At 46.8% G+C, this 14,545-nt stretch carries 13 protein-coding genes; 5 read left to right on the plus strand and 8 right to left on the minus strand.

Going from position 1 to position 14,545, the window contains the following annotated elements; all coding sequences use genetic code 11:
• The first annotated feature begins 381 nt into the window (after positions 1-381).
• The 3 genes from nfsB to EKG38_RS05020 all read left to right on the plus strand — a co-directional run bounded on the left by nfsB (position 382) and on the right by EKG38_RS05020 (position 2,664).
• Positions 382-1,035 (plus strand): oxygen-insensitive NAD(P)H nitroreductase, encoded by a 654-nt coding sequence (gene nfsB, locus EKG38_RS05010; RefSeq protein WP_126519156.1) that lies wholly within the window; start codon positions 382-384, stop codon positions 1,033-1,035.
• A gap of 136 nt (positions 1,036-1,171) precedes the next feature.
• Positions 1,172-1,831 carry a DNA-J related domain-containing protein gene (locus tag EKG38_RS05015; RefSeq protein ID WP_126519158.1) on the plus strand — a complete coding sequence of 220 codons (660 nt, stop codon included), beginning with the start codon at positions 1,172-1,174 and terminating at the stop codon, positions 1,829-1,831.
• A gap of 170 nt (positions 1,832-2,001) precedes the next feature.
• On the plus strand, positions 2,002-2,664 hold the full coding sequence (locus EKG38_RS05020; RefSeq protein WP_126519160.1) for a thiol:disulfide interchange protein DsbA/DsbL: 663 nt from the start codon (positions 2,002-2,004) through the stop codon (positions 2,662-2,664).
• A 93-nt stretch (positions 2,665-2,757) separates the two neighbouring features.
• Here EKG38_RS05020 and EKG38_RS05025 read toward each other — a convergent pair whose 3' ends face one another.
• The 7 genes from EKG38_RS05025 to EKG38_RS05055 all read right to left on the minus strand — a co-directional run bounded on the left by EKG38_RS05025 (position 2,758) and on the right by EKG38_RS05055 (position 10,826).
• On the minus strand, positions 2,758-3,807 hold the full coding sequence (locus EKG38_RS05025) for a glycosyltransferase family 4 protein (protein WP_126519162.1): 1,050 nt from the start codon (positions 3,805-3,807) through the stop codon (positions 2,758-2,760).
• A gap of 118 nt (positions 3,808-3,925) precedes the next feature.
• Positions 3,926-4,462, minus strand: a complete 537-nt coding sequence (locus tag EKG38_RS05030; protein WP_126519164.1) for a cytochrome b/b6 domain-containing protein — start codon at positions 4,460-4,462, stop codon at positions 3,926-3,928.
• A gap of 98 nt (positions 4,463-4,560) precedes the next feature.
• A complete protein-coding gene (gene hemG, locus EKG38_RS05035) occupies positions 4,561-5,082 on the minus strand; it encodes a menaquinone-dependent protoporphyrinogen IX dehydrogenase (protein ID WP_185826779.1) in 522 nt (173 codons plus the stop codon).
• Between the two features lie 241 nt (positions 5,083-5,323).
• The gene (locus tag EKG38_RS05040) at positions 5,324-6,943 is read right to left on the minus strand and encodes a di-heme oxidoredictase family protein (protein ID WP_439332641.1); all 1,620 of its coding nucleotides are present in this window, start codon (positions 6,941-6,943) and stop codon (positions 5,324-5,326) included.
• Between the two features lie 146 nt (positions 6,944-7,089).
• A complete protein-coding gene (locus tag EKG38_RS05045) occupies positions 7,090-8,238 on the minus strand; it encodes an imelysin family protein (RefSeq protein ID WP_126519167.1) in 1,149 nt (382 codons plus the stop codon).
• Positions 8,239-8,300: 62 nt separating this feature from the next.
• Positions 8,301-9,698, minus strand: coding sequence for a porin family protein (locus EKG38_RS05050; RefSeq protein WP_126519168.1), 1,398 nt, complete (start codon positions 9,696-9,698; stop codon positions 8,301-8,303).
• Between the two features lie 267 nt (positions 9,699-9,965).
• On the minus strand, positions 9,966-10,826 hold the full coding sequence (locus tag EKG38_RS05055; protein ID WP_126519169.1) for a formylglycine-generating enzyme family protein: 861 nt from the start codon (positions 10,824-10,826) through the stop codon (positions 9,966-9,968).
• Positions 10,827-11,068: 242 nt separating this feature from the next.
• On the opposite strand from EKG38_RS05055, the gene EKG38_RS05060 reads away from it, so the two are divergent.
• Together EKG38_RS05060 and EKG38_RS05065 are read left to right on the plus strand one after the other, a co-directional pair.
• A complete protein-coding gene (locus EKG38_RS05060) occupies positions 11,069-12,259 on the plus strand; it encodes an MFS transporter (RefSeq protein ID WP_126519170.1) in 1,191 nt (396 codons plus the stop codon).
• A gap of 60 nt (positions 12,260-12,319) precedes the next feature.
• Complete coding sequence (locus tag EKG38_RS05065; protein ID WP_126519171.1) at positions 12,320-13,153, plus strand: TIGR03899 family protein; 834 nt, start codon at positions 12,320-12,322, stop codon at positions 13,151-13,153.
• Between the two features lie 155 nt (positions 13,154-13,308).
• Here the strand turns inward: EKG38_RS05065 and cobA are convergent, their stop codons facing one another.
• The gene (gene cobA / locus EKG38_RS05070) at positions 13,309-14,118 is read right to left on the minus strand and encodes a uroporphyrinogen-III C-methyltransferase (protein ID WP_126519172.1); all 810 of its coding nucleotides are present in this window, start codon (positions 14,116-14,118) and stop codon (positions 13,309-13,311) included.
• Positions 14,119-14,545: the final 427 nt, after the last annotated feature.

A 14,545-nucleotide genomic window follows, 5' to 3' on the forward strand; every position in this document is an offset into this window, starting at 1 on the left:
TAGTTCCAAAAGGAGGGAAATCAAATGATAATCGTTTGAACTTTATCCCCAACCTAAGCACTATTCGGCCTGTATTCGCCCCCTTAAACATGGAATAACGATTATCTTCAATCATCTACCAGAGAAATGAATACAGCCAGTCTCAATACTCCGCTACCACGGGGATATATAAGGAAGATCTTCGTCTGACGAAGTTAAGGAGGAACGGCCCTATAACGAGTCTGAAGAGCTGCAATTTATCATTGAATCGGCTCTGGAGTTGCGAAGAGAAATTATCAAAAATAAATTGAAACTAATACGTCGATTATCGATATTGTTTATATAAAAGTGGAGAGTAGAATAACTGTTTTCCACCTCGCAGCTATCCAATGGAGATTGTAAATGAGCGAACTAAGCTACCTGACCAAAAAGCGTTATACCACCAAGGCATTCGATCCAACCAAAAAGATCGCTGCAGACAAAATCGAAGAGATTAAGACGCTGCTTCAATACAGCCCCTCGTCAACCAATTCTCAACCCTGGCATTTTGTGCTGGCGTCCTCTGAAGAGGGTAAGGCCACAATTGCTGAGTCGACGGTAAATTTTGGCTTTAACACCCAAAAGCTGCTCAATGCGTCACATGTTTTGGTTCTGTGTACAAAAGTGTTTATGGATGATCAACACTTGTCAGCCGTTCTGGAGCAAGAGGCCAAAGATGGTCGTTTTACCGATGAAGAGGCGAAACAGGGCCAGCATAATGGTCGCTCCTTCTTTGCAAACATGCACAAATATGAGTTAAAAGACGCTCAACAATGGATGGAAAAACAGGTATATCTGGCGCTCGGAAACTTGTTGCTGGGTGCCAGCGTGATAGATGTCGATGCATGCCCCATCGAGGGGTTCGATGCGACTATACTTAATCAGGTATTGGGATTAAGAGAACAAGGTTATTGCGCTTCAGTCATCGTTGCTCTGGGTTACAAGGCAGAAGATGATTTCAATGCAAAACTACCTAAGTCCAGGCTGCCACAGGAGCAGATCTTCACCGAGATATAAACTCCTGAGCCCCTGCCTGCGATATCTGTAGGGGCAATCACTCTGCCCACTTGTATTCCTAATCCTCTGTGTCATAGTCTGTTTAATCTTACTCTCTTGAATGAGAGGAATCGCCAGTTGAGGATGGATTCTGAGTATGCTTTTTGCCAAAAATTCAACGACGCTCCCGGCCCTTTCTGATTCGACATCAGTCGCCGACATCTCTGTTATCAAAGGTGATAACCCGCTTATCTGGCCACTGCTCAGCTTACTACAGACCTCAAATAAGAGCTGGAAAGTCCATCACCTGGCATCCGAATTACAAAATAAAGGCTTGATGCAAGATCTCGATGAGGATCAACAAAAAGCCCTCTTCAAACGCAATTTTCTGTTGATGAACGCCCTGTTTGAGCTCCAGGCTATGCTATTGCCACAACACTGGCTCCAGGTTAAAGCGATGGAGATCCAAATATTTCGAATCATCCCCAGCAATTTAGATTCCAGCCTCAGAGAAGATGATGCACTAAGAGAGTATTACCTTAACTGGATTAACTACGATACCTGTCCCAATATCATACAAGAGATGCTCGAGTCCTTCTGGAATAGATATGAAGATTATATCGGTACCAACCCAAACTTGATGCATAAGGGTCAGGCACTGGCCGTATTCGAGCTGGATATGAATGCTACGGACAGGGAGGTACGTCGCCAATGGCGTAAGCTGGCATTAAAGTGGCACCCTGACCGTCCCGATGGCGATGCGGCTCAATTCCGAAAAGTGTGTGAAGCCTGGCAAGCTTTAAGAGAGAAATATTAAAATCTCCCTAAAACCCCAACCTAAGTCACATTAGTAGGCCTGTTTCCTGTTGTAAATTCAGTCATAATTAAGCTTAAGCTTCTATGCTAAATTTAGCTGAATTTTTCAGGCACCTTTGCAGGCTCTTGCGATATTTAATCGAGCCGCAGGTCACTTTTGAGGACAAAAGATTGATTAAACATATTGCACTAGCATTAACATTAGCCGTTGCACCATTGAGCAGCTTTGCCGCACAGTTTGTTGAAGGTAAGCATTTCACTCAAATTTCTGATAAAGCACCGAGTGCCCAACCTAAGCTTACTGAGTTTTACTCTTTTTATTGCCATAACTGCTTCAACATGGAGACCCAGTATCTTGGCGATATCAAAGCTAACTTAAATAAAAACGTGAAGTTTGATAGTAAGCACGTTGACTTTATGAATAGCGAAATTGGTACCGAAGTCATGCGTTCATTGGCCGTCATCCAGGAGCTGGATGCAGGTGATAAGATGACTCATGCTATGTTCGCCGCCATTCAGGGTGATGAAGGTGCCAATGGTCATGGCCATGATCACGACCATAGTGCTCATGAGAAGCCTGAGCTGAACAATCGAGATGATATCAAGAAAGTCTTTGCCAACAATGGTTTCGATATCAATAAATATGATGCTATCGCCGACAGCAAAGCCGTGAACGACAAAATTGACTTGTGGCGCGTCCAGCAAAGAGAGTTTCGCATTCAAAGTGTTCCGGCATTTATCGTCAACGACAAATACGCCGTCAATATGGGACAGGTCCGTACTCTTGGCGAACTTATCGATCTGATTAACTACTTGGCCGTTGAGCATAAGTAATACCAATCGGTATAAGATAAGTTTCAGCTCACTGAATGCAAAAAAGGCTCCCGAAGGAGCCTTTTTTATGGGCGACCTTCACCGGCCTAGCCCTCACAAATGCTGGTTTAATGTTTGACGCCACTTTTCGAGTAATACCGGCCAACGCGCCGCCACTATCTGCCTTGCTTGACGACTCAAGCCCAGTGACGCATTCGACTCTTTGTTGTCACCAAGCAGCGCTTCGGCGCGATCAATCAATTTATCGATCGCTTCAACGATTTTTTCAGGGGTCAGCTCGGCAAGCCTTATCAAGTCCCCGGTTCGATTCAGTCCCAATGATTCGATCTCCTCGAGCTGCTCATTGAGTCCGTCGACGCCACTGGTGATAATGGTTTTTCCCGCGGTTAAAGACTCCTGACAAGTCAGGCCAAAAGGTTCCCAGCGCGACGGGATCACCACGGCATCACATCCGCAGAGGAATTGGGGCACATCATGGACCTCACCGACAAAGCGCACATGAGGCAGGCTCGCCCATTTTGCCTCGAGCTCCTCTAACTCCTCTCCCCCGCCTGCTAACCTGAGTTCAACCTTTTCAGGTGAAAGTTGACTCATAGCTTCGAGCAGGAGATCAAACCCTTTCTGGGAATCGAAGCGTCCATAGGCACCGAGCACGACGGGCCTACCAATGGGCTTCGCTGTCAGCATCAAAAACGGGGTTACATCCTTTGCCTGTCCCATCACAATGAGCTTGTTCGGAGCCGTCAGACTTTCCCTTTTCATCCAATTGGCTTGTGCATCCGACACAGCCAACACTCGAGTCATTAAACGGTAACAGAGCTTCAGCATCAGCAAGAAACGCCAAGGCTTGGCGACTCTATGCTTAACGAAGCATTCACTGTAGTGGTGCTCTTGATAGAGAAGTGGCGTTCCGATGTTAGCCAGGCGAAGCAGACAGAGGCCGGGGAGGTTTCGCCAGGAGCCCGCAGCATGCAGGCAGATAATATCGGCCTTATAACGACGGGGAAACCAGGAGTGTAAATTGAGGGAGAAAATTTTAAAGTCAAACGTCTGCTTCAGGTTTGATTCAGACAGGCTCTCGAGCGCCAACTTGACGCCACCCAATTTATTGTCATCGATAAGATGGATCACTTGCGGTCGCAAAGGCACCTCACAGACACTAAAGGCTAGATACTAGATACTAGATACTAGATACTAGATACTAGATACTAGATACTAGAGGAAATATAGCCTAATTAATCGCTTATCCACAGAGTGTAGATCAATCTCGAATAAAATCTAATAGATGCAGACCCGCTAAGACAATATGCAGCGCAATGAAACCGATAAAGCTCTTAGCCAGGAAAATGTGGTAGCCGCGCCATAAAAGTGCATCCGGGGTTCCCTGCAAGCAGTACCAGAGCACGCCGGTAAAACCTACGCCAACGAACACCAGCATACCCAAACCCTCGATCCAGCTGAAGAGCCCGCTACCACCGGCAATGGGGATCTTTCCCTTGTATATTCCCACAATGTCTTTCTTTATCTGTGAGAAGTCGCCCCTCAGCCAAGGAAAGTACTGACGCCATCTCCCCTTCAAGCTATTAGAGAGCAGAAAGGTGAAAGAGATGATAGCCGTTATTAGCCCCAGATAAACATGGGTTAAATCCCAGAAGGAGGCGCTCGTTCTCAAGCTACGACCGATTAAAATCCAACCACTGGTAATAATGAGGTAAGCCGATAAGATGATGATGAATAGGTGCTGAAGCTCATTTAACTTAGCGAATAACTTTGTAATTGCAGATACAGGCTTAGACATATGATGCCTCATAAATGAGCGAAATAGAATGTGATGAAGCTGATACCCGCGCAGCCCCTATTTAAAGGGCCCTAAATACTCTGGAGTTGGTCACTGAGTTAAAGTGCGTGAAACTCTTGAGCGTATGTCTCAACCTTAGTCCAGTCGGTATACTCAATCTTGGTGTTGGCATCGGTAGGACCTTTGGTGATCCACATGATGAAGCGAATAATATTACGATCCATTGCACCGTAACCTTGATAATCAATATTACCGGCAACGACTTTCAGCAAAGTAGGACGCCAATCTGTTTTCTCGAGAAATGCCCTCGTATATGGGTTGGTCTCGACGGTATTTTTTGCAGGCTTACGCGCCACCAGATTAACCGAAAAGAAGCTGGTAACCTTCTGTTCCAACATAACACGATTGTTAGAGATAAACTCATAAACGGATGGGTGGTGCTTACCGTTACGGATACTTGCACCTAAGATTACCTTGTCGAATACCACCAAATCGGGTACGTCATCGATACTCGATGCCGTCACAGTATTTCCAACAGTCTCAAGTTGTTGCTTTAAATATTCACAGATTTTACGCGTCTGACCATGCACACTTGAGTAGATAATTAAGATGTTGCTCACCAGCACCTCTTGAAACTTGATAATAATTGACTGCTATAATAATAAGATAAATACCGCTTAATTTACATGAAACAGATCACGGCAAACATTTGCAAAACCCGGGTTAATTTTACCTGCATCACAAATCCTTATTTCCATTCCCCCGGAAGCTAATCCGTTTGCCGACATAGAATGAACAACGGCCGCCTCAGTTACACTGAAACGGCCGTTATTTATCTGTTAAAAGTTGTTGCCGGGCGGTTTAGAGTGACATAAGAAACGCTATCACCTGCTCTCGCTCTGACTGGTTCAGCGCCATAAAGTCATCACGACTCTGCTCGCTCTCACCGCCATGCCATAAAATCGCCTCTTCGAGAGTGGCTGCACGACCATCATGGAGGAAGCCCGCCTGAGGGTTCACGGTTTGTGTCAGGCCTATTCCCCAAAGGGAGCGTGTACGCCATTCATTGCCATCGGCGAGAAAATCAGGACGCCCATCGGCTAAATCATCACCCATGTCATGGAGCAGCATGTCAGTGAATGGATAGATAGTCTGCCCCTTGAGCGCCTCAGCCATAGGTAAACCACCAATACTACCTGCTGACTTAGTCACGAAGCTCGCCTTGTGGCAACCGGTACAATTGAGCTGCTCGAACAAGCGAGCTCCCTCACGCACATCCAGGCTTTCAATATTGCGCCTCGCAGGTACCGCTAAGGTTTCGGCGTAGAAGACCACAGAATCACTAAACTCAGCGCTTGCCTCTGGTGCCCCGTTTTCATCTTCCCCGGTATCGGTGAAACCGGTTCGGGTCAGATAACTGTCGTGCAGCGCCGTACCGACGATGCTCTCATCGGGAAACAGTGGGTTAGTAATTCCGATATCACCACGCAGTGCACCTAAAGATTGCACTCGTACACTGGGCGTATTGGCTTTCCAGCCAAAACGGCCTAAAGAGACCGGGTTGGGATCGCCGGCCTGAGCCTTTACCGCATCGAACACGAAGTTAGCCCGACCGGAGATCTTATCTCCATCGGCATCATCGATATCGACCAAGGCTAATATATCGGCCTCGGGAATAGCTTCCAGTAGGCCTAGTCCGAATACCGGCATGCCATTTCGCCATCCCATCAAGACGTCATCTTGTAATAACTCAGATGTTACATTGGCACTGCTTAAGGTCTCACCCGGTGCATCATAAGGGTTTTCGACATCAAACAGGGGCTTTTTCAATGTGATACTAGTACCATCGGGATAGGTAACTTGCTTAGTCTCATAGGAGAGGTACACATCAGCCTGACCGCCAAATAGATTGTCTTCCCAATCGGGTCTGGCCTTCAATACACCACGATGAAACAGTTGACCGCCAAAATTTGGCACCCCGATGGGGGCACAATAGTTATTTGCCTCGGTTCCTAAGGTACATGGTTCGGCGGGCACTTTACTGATCCGCAGAAATAACCCGGCCTCAGAGCCCAATTTAATGCGATCTTTACCGGCAGGAACCATAGGAGTCGAGTTTCTCCCGTCACGCTGATGACATGAATTACAGTCGGCATTATTAAATACCGGGCCTAAACCATCGAGATCCGGGTGTTCACTGTTCGGCGCTGTGGTAAATGCCGTCTCGAAGCTGAGATCTCCCTCTAAATGAAGCTCTAGGTTTGCATCAGACAGGTTAGGGGCCGGCGTCGAAAAGCCATGACCCGACTCAGAGGCATCGAATGTGGTTGTCTCACCGCCACTGGCACTGATATCGGTATATGCCGGGTAGATTTTTTCATCCGGTTTAGGCTCAGGGGTATCATCACCCGAACCACCACAGGCGCTCAAACCGATACATAGCGCAAAGGCTAAACCTGGGTATCTGTGTGTCATCATCATTTTATCTCACACTGTTTTACTGTTCCGGCGACGGCACCTCTATCCTGAGATAGCCACCACCAGTGAACAGGTATCCATAAGTAAAAGGGAGGCCGTTCCTATGCCCCCTTCAATTTACTGACTTAAAAGAGCTTATAAATCGGGAATTACACTTTCCAATCGTTAAGCAAAGGCAATATGTCGGACTCTAAGCTGGTTTGCAGTTTAGATAAGGCATCGATTGCGGTTTGAACCCTAACGCGGCCCTCAACATCTGATATTGCCTGACGGAAAGGCATGTTGTTTGTACCTGAGATGGCCTGAATTTTAATGATGGCATCATCTATCTCGCTGCCAACACGAGCAGCTAATGTAGCATCGGCCGCTTTAACGAAATCGACAATCCCTTGCTTATCACTCGCGCCCGTTAACTCTCCCTGATAGACGTTACGAACACCTACGATGTTATCGCTGAAATCTGTTAGCGAGTTCCAGGAATATTGAGATTCCACCTTGGAAGTGTCCGCAGCCTCTAACGATACGCCGAATGGATCGGCAATTTTGCCATTACCCACCTCATCGACGATAGCTATCATGCCATTCACTAACTCCTGGATCACACCGACCTGAGAGCTATAGAAGGTGTTACCGTCACTGCCCGGGTTCTTAACCAGTTCGCCATAGGCCTTGCCACTTTGTCCGTCATGACTGACCTGCCATGCATCATCGAGCACCTTAGTGTAATCACGGAACACTTCCGCTAAGCCCATCAGGTACTCATTTTCGGCAGTCGTTAAGTCGGCGATCGCTTTCTCATTGTCTGCGACACCGTCACCAAACAATAGGTACTCCATGGTATGGAATCCCTGAACATCGTCGTTCCAACCCTTGATTGTATCGGCATCAAAACCTGAGTTGTTAGCCAGAACAGTGGTCAAATCTGTAGTATTCAATGGCCAGCTATCTAAGTGTGGATCGATACCTAAAGAGTCAACCGGACCGAAGATATGCGACTCACCTTGCTCCCAAGGTTGACGCGCCGCTTTCCACGCCTCTTGAGCGGCAAGCAAGTTCGCCTGCGTCGGCGTGTTGACCAATGTCTGTGTGGCCAATAACAGCGACTCACCTTTCATCGCCAGACTGGCATAACCACTGACTATCACGTCATCGGTCAGGTTTGTGATCATCTCAGTGGCCGCAAATGCAAACTTAGACTCATCGATCGGAGGGGTCGTATCGTCGCTGCCGGAACCACCGCAAGCCGCCAATGTAGAGATGAGTGCAAGTGCAATTGCCGAATATTTTAATGATTTCATGTAAAGCTCCATTTTTACTTAATGTTGTACTTCATGTTTGATGCGCGATATGACCTTAAGGATCACAGCGAGAATTGGTAACCGACACCCAGTGCGAAAAAGTTGGTATCGGGTATTGATGACACGGCGACCTGCTGGCGCCCGAACTCGGCCTTCAGCACGATCTCGGGGATCGGAAAGTAGTTAACCCCGACACTGGTCCAGGTATTTTCGTATCGCTTGGTGGCAGTGCCGGTCTCGACTTCAGCCAAGGGGTTTGAATAATCAATATTGGCAAAAATGGTGATTGGCACTGGCGTGAATTGACCTAAGTCGACGCCGGCTTCGACAAAGAAGGCTTCCGATTTTGAACCTAATTGTGCGAAGTTACCGGGCTTTAAACCTGGGGTGGTTTTATTTGATTGGGTAATGGCATCGGCATCGCTGAGTGTGCCATTGAGATATTGGCCACGTAAGATCCAAGGACCTTGAACGAATGCGCCTGAGACGGCCAGAATGCTCACAGTACCATCACCGGACACCTTGTTACTCTTATGGCGATTACCTGTGGTATTGCCGTAGTAATATGCAACACCGACAGCGGAGCCGTTCTTAAAGTTTCCGTAATCGAGACGCAGGGCATAGGCCAGATCATCGGCATTCACATGCTCGAAGCGCTTTTGATGGCCAGATGCAACCCAGTCATAGGTTCTGAAGTATTCTGAATTGAGTCCGCTAACAACCTGTGCCTGATAGTGAAAATTAGCCACTTCACCAAATAGACCGACACCGGTTTCATTCCAGACCGCAGGCATCATAGCCGCTTCACTGCGATGACGAAGCACGGTCAGGTACTGATCCGGTTTATGTAGAATACTCGACAGACCGATTGGCAGATGGATATTACCGAATTTAACTCCGAAGGCATCGCTGGGACGATATCTCAATTGAGCCTTCTCAATCATGACCTCACCACCGGCCTCGACCTCAGATTCGAACTCACCAAACTCATCGAAACCATCATATTCCAGGGCGGTACCTGTACCACCGTGCTCATATTCGATCTCGACTTCCATATCCCACTCGTCGTTAAACTGATAGCCAAATTCAGTCACAATTCGCTCAAGATCGAAACGACCACGACGCTCTGGCGAAGTATCTTGCACATTTTCAAAATACTCAGCGCTGGTGTAGTTCATGCTGCCGTATGACTTGAACTTAAACTTACTGAATTTACTCTCAACAAGCTCCTGCTTGGCTGCAGTGACCACTAGGGCCTGCTTCTGCTGCTCTTGCTGCTGCAGTTTTTGCTGCGCGGCAAGTTCTGCCAGATCTCGCTTGAGCTTATTAAGCTCAGCTTCCTGCTTCGCGATCGCCTGTTCGAGCTGTTCAGGCTCGGCTGCCAAAACCTGTGTACTACTCAGGCCTGCAAGACTTAGCGTTGTGATAGATAGAGCCAGCAAACTTAACTTAAATTTCATATTGTTATCCGCACTGAATTAACAGTTCCCCCTAAATTTGCAGACAAATTAAATCAAATGAGAATCATTTGCATTAAAATTTACAATAAGAATTACAGATTGGTTACATTTTTTGCAGCTAAATGGGATAAAAGCTGATAGGGGAGTTGTACAGATAATAAGCGTGTAGGAGCGGCTTTAGCCGCGAAGGTTTCCGGCAGCAAGGAAGGAGTCAGACATTCCCCACGTAGGAGCGGCTTCAGCCGCGAATGTCTTAAGGCATAAACCTTAGTTATTCGCACACCTGAAGCCAATGGAACCATAGATCCCTGCACCACTGATTGGCGCTTTGATATTACGAAAAGAGCTGCGTAGATTTAGTGCCGTCTCATCCCATGAGCCCCCCCTCACCACCTTACGGGGGGTGCGTTTCTGATCCGCAAGGTTCCCTTGGACATATTGTGCTATACCATCTTTCGCATACCAGTTCATGGTCCACTCTCCGACATTACCATGCATATCGAATAGGCCAAATGCATTGGCAGGTCTTGAACCTATCGGCCAGGTACGGTCCTCACCACAACCATCGGGTTCACCTGCTACGGAGCCCATGGTTTTACCATCATCCAAAATGGCTTGCTTACAGCTAACGGCATCTCCCCAAGGATATCGCGTTAAACTCGATGCACGAGCCGCCTTCTCCCACTCCGCCTCATAAGGCAGACGCTGGCCTCGCCATTGGCAAAAGGCCTGAGCCTGCGACCAATCGACGCAATTGATGGGATGATTATCCCGCCCATTAGCCCCTAAGTTACAGTATTGATTACGGTCATGATCTTTAGGTCTTTTGCACTTCCCCGCATCCAGACAGGCTTGATATTCACTGACCATAACTTCATGAGTATCTATGTAAAATGCAGGCACAAAAACGGAGACGCCACCGGGTTTACCTTCATCGGACTCACAGTCATCATCTTGGAATGAACACCCCATCTGAAATGACGATCCTGGCACAAAAACACCCGATTTCTGCTTAGCTGAGTCGGCGAAAACCGATGAACTCACTAAGAGTGCGAGCAGGCTTAATTGCGACACGATTAATCGCGATAACACTGGCAGTGGTAAGTGAGATAATTTCAAACCAGACATAACATCTTCCTTATGTAATTTCTGTAAACGGCCCTTCCTCATTGAAGCGCTCAATGGGCTGTTCAATTCAATGTTCAATTAAGAGTTCAATAAACAGCCGCAGTCATTATGAGACCTTACTCCCCTTAAGTTCCTTTCACTATAAAGTTAACTGTTTAAAATAAATACTACCAAGATAAGAATTAACTCATGTAAACTGATCGACCTACTAAAAATAATAATCATTAGCATGGAACGACACTATGAGTAAAAGCCCGAAAAAACTCCTTCTCTGGATGACTTTCATCATGTCTCTGGTGTTTTCGGTATGGCAGGTACTGTTAAATAATTTCGTTATCGAACAGGCACAATTCACAGGTGCCGAAATTGGCGTGCTCCAGAGTTTACGAGAAGTTCCGGGCTTTCTCGCCTTCACCGCCATCTTCATTCTTCTGCTTATCCGCGAACAAGCATTTGCGTTACTCTCGCTCGCCCTATTATGTGTCGGCGTCGCGATCACAGGCTTTTTTCCACAGGTCTTAGGCCTCTACCTGACAACCATATTGATGTCTGTGGGATTTCATTACTTCGAAACCATCAACCAGTCCCTGACACTACAATGGGTGGATAAGAAGGAGACTGCCGGCTTTCTGGGTAAAGCACTGGCATGGCGCTCTGCAGCGGCGCTGTCAGGCTATGCCAGCATCTGGCTAATCATGAGCTGGCTTAAACTGGATTATGTGTGGATGTACGCCCTGATAGGCTGTTTGGGCCTCTTGATGGTGATCACTATTACTGTGTATTTTCCCAAATTTGAGGTAGGAGAACCCCAGCATAAGAAGATACTTCTCAGAAAAAAATATTGGCTCTATTACCTGCTGACTTTTTTCTCCGGGGCAAGACGCCAAATATTTATGGTGTTTGCCGGTTTTATGATGGTTGAAAAATTTGGCTATAGTGTGAGTGAAATTACCACATTGTTTCTCATCAACTATGTCATTAACCTACTGTTTGCTCCAGCTATCGGTCGCTTCATCGGTCGAATTGGCGAGCGAAGAGCGCTGACGATTGAGTATCTTGGACTGATCATCATCTTTGTCAGCTATGCACTGGTTGAACACCCTGAAATGGCGGCCGCACTCTATGTTATCGACCATCTGTTATTTGCGATGGCCATAGCGATCAAAACCTATTTCCAAAAGATTGCCGATAGCAAAGATATTGCCGCCACTATGTCAGTTAGCTTTACGATTAACCACATCGCCGCCGTCGTGATCCCGGCCCTGCTGGGACTGCTTTGGTTATACTCACCTCAAGCGGTATTCTGCATAGGAGCGGGCTTCGCAGTCTGCTCGCTGCTTCTGGCCAGGAATATTCCAACGACGCCAACTCAGGGAAATGAAGTGAATTGGTCATGGAGCCCAAAAAAAACAGCACACAGAGTGAAGCTATGAGCCAATTTGGTTAAGATAGCGAGTATAATATTCGTTCGATAACATCCCCGTGGGTAGAGCATGGTTGAATTAGCAAGGATCAATGAGGCAAAGGCTGCACAGTCTGATGTGTCGGCCCGAAAAAAAGCGCTGCTATTGGGCCGCCAGTTAGGGTTAAGTAGTGAAGAGGGCTATCGCCCCAGCAGCGCCTCTGTTGCCGAACGGGCAGCCTTTCGTCAGCAAAAAGTATCCAGCCAGTACCAAGCTAATTTAGAAACGATTTATGCGATAGCACTCAGCAATACGCCTTCCGATGTAACCGGGGTCGACCTGGATCCGGACTGGGCACACCAATTTTTTAAAATCGCCGAGCAGATCCATAACCGCAAGATGCAGGAGTTATGGGGACGAATACTGGCCAATGAAATAACCACCCCAGGTAACTTTAGTTTAAGGACCTTATCGACCCTAAAGCAGTTAACCCATAAAGAAGCTCAGATATTTGAAAAAGCCTTGGGTATGGCGGTAAAGGTCAATAATGAATCACGCCTAAAGCTAATCATAGGCTATCGATACACTGGCGGTTTTGGGCAAATATTCAGAAAATCATCACCTATCAATATCGGTCTGTCCAATTTTGGCCTGCCCTACTCCAATATTCTGACCTTAGTCGATGCAGGTATTCTGCACCGAGGCGAGTTCGAGACCGGACTATTAAACAGCAAAACTCCCATGAGCTTCACCTTGCTCGATGAAAAAATGAAGTTAACCCCTAAGAGCGGTCATCTGCTGTTTAATTATTATCGATTAACGCCTATCGGTGACGAGTTAACTCAACTCATACACCCCAAGGCTGACACTGAATACGTAAAAGTCTTCAAAGCACTATTTTCAAAAGATTTTAAGATTGAGTGAGAACGAGTTAAAGGCAGGGAAAGACAGTTTTAAGTTTTAAGTTACGAGGGAGAAGCCTTAAACCGTAAGGCTTAAAGGCGACAAGCCCAGAGTTAAAGGTTTAAATCCCAAAACATTCGCGGCTAAAGCCACTCCTACATGGAAAATCTCACAAATCATAGCTCATAACTGATGGCCCTAGACTCGCTATGAGCTTGGGGGGTAAACCAGTTAAGCGTATCGGCAAGCTGAACCACCTCGCCGATAATCATCAAGGCAGGCATCTTCAATTCAGGATCTGCCGCGAGTTGTTCCAGCTCTCCCAGCTTACCGATAAAACGGCGTTGCTCGGATGTTGTCGCCTTAGAGACGATGGCTACCGGGGTCTGCGCACTTCGCCCTGCATCGATAAGCCCTTGGCTGATAACCCCCGCATTGAGGATCCCCATATAGATAACTAAGGTGTTATTGGGGTTGGCATAGTTTGTCCAGTTCATCGGTCGGCTGCCCAACTGACAATGTCCCGTGATAAAGGTTACGCCCTGAGCATAATCTCTGTGGGTCAGGGGAATACCCGCGTAGGATGAGGTGCCACTGGCCGCGGTAATACCCGGTACAACTTCAAACTCCAACCCGGCTTCAACTAAGCTTTGCAACTCCTCTCCGCCACGGCCAAAGATAAACGGGTCTCCGCCTTTTAAGCGCACCACATTCTTACGGGTAAATCCTTTAGTCACCAGAAGTTGGTTTATCTCATCTTGATTGGCGCTATGTTTACCGGCTCGTTTACCGACGGCAATTTTTTCAGCATCAAAGGGAACGAGTGACATGATCTCTTCACTGACCAGTGCATCGTAGAGAACGACATCTGCACTCTTTAGGATCCGGTAAGCCTTAAGTGTCAGCAATTCGACATCTCCCGGCCCTGCACCTACCAGCCAAACTTTTCCACCCGCTCTCTGACCCGGTAAAGTTACAATTTCCATCTCACAGCCCCACATACTATTGAATACAGTGAAATATAACGGCCAGCTTATAACTTAATAAATAGTTAAAAGTTAATATTTATAACTTATAGTTATTAGGGCGATTCTGTTCCAATGATATGACCTCAAAACAAAGCGTTTACTGAGTGCCAATATCAAGACTGACTTATTAACCATTAAAAAACAGTAGCTTGGATTGTCCAATAATTTAAAGCAGCGAAACAATTAAATGACAAGAATATTACCCCTCTCGACTTTGACACTAACTTATCTCAAATAATTCTAATCGAAAGGCTGAGGTAGCCGGATCCAAACAATCTTTACTCAGCATTTATACCAATCTGTATAAGAAAGTGATCTACTCAGAGTTTTTTTGGCAAACTAATTCAAGGCGAATGGATGAAGGAATGGTGCTCCCTTCTGAAGT

Source organism: Shewanella canadensis (assembly GCF_003966225.1).
GTDB classification, from domain to species: Bacteria; Pseudomonadota; Gammaproteobacteria; order Enterobacterales; family Shewanellaceae; genus Shewanella; species Shewanella canadensis.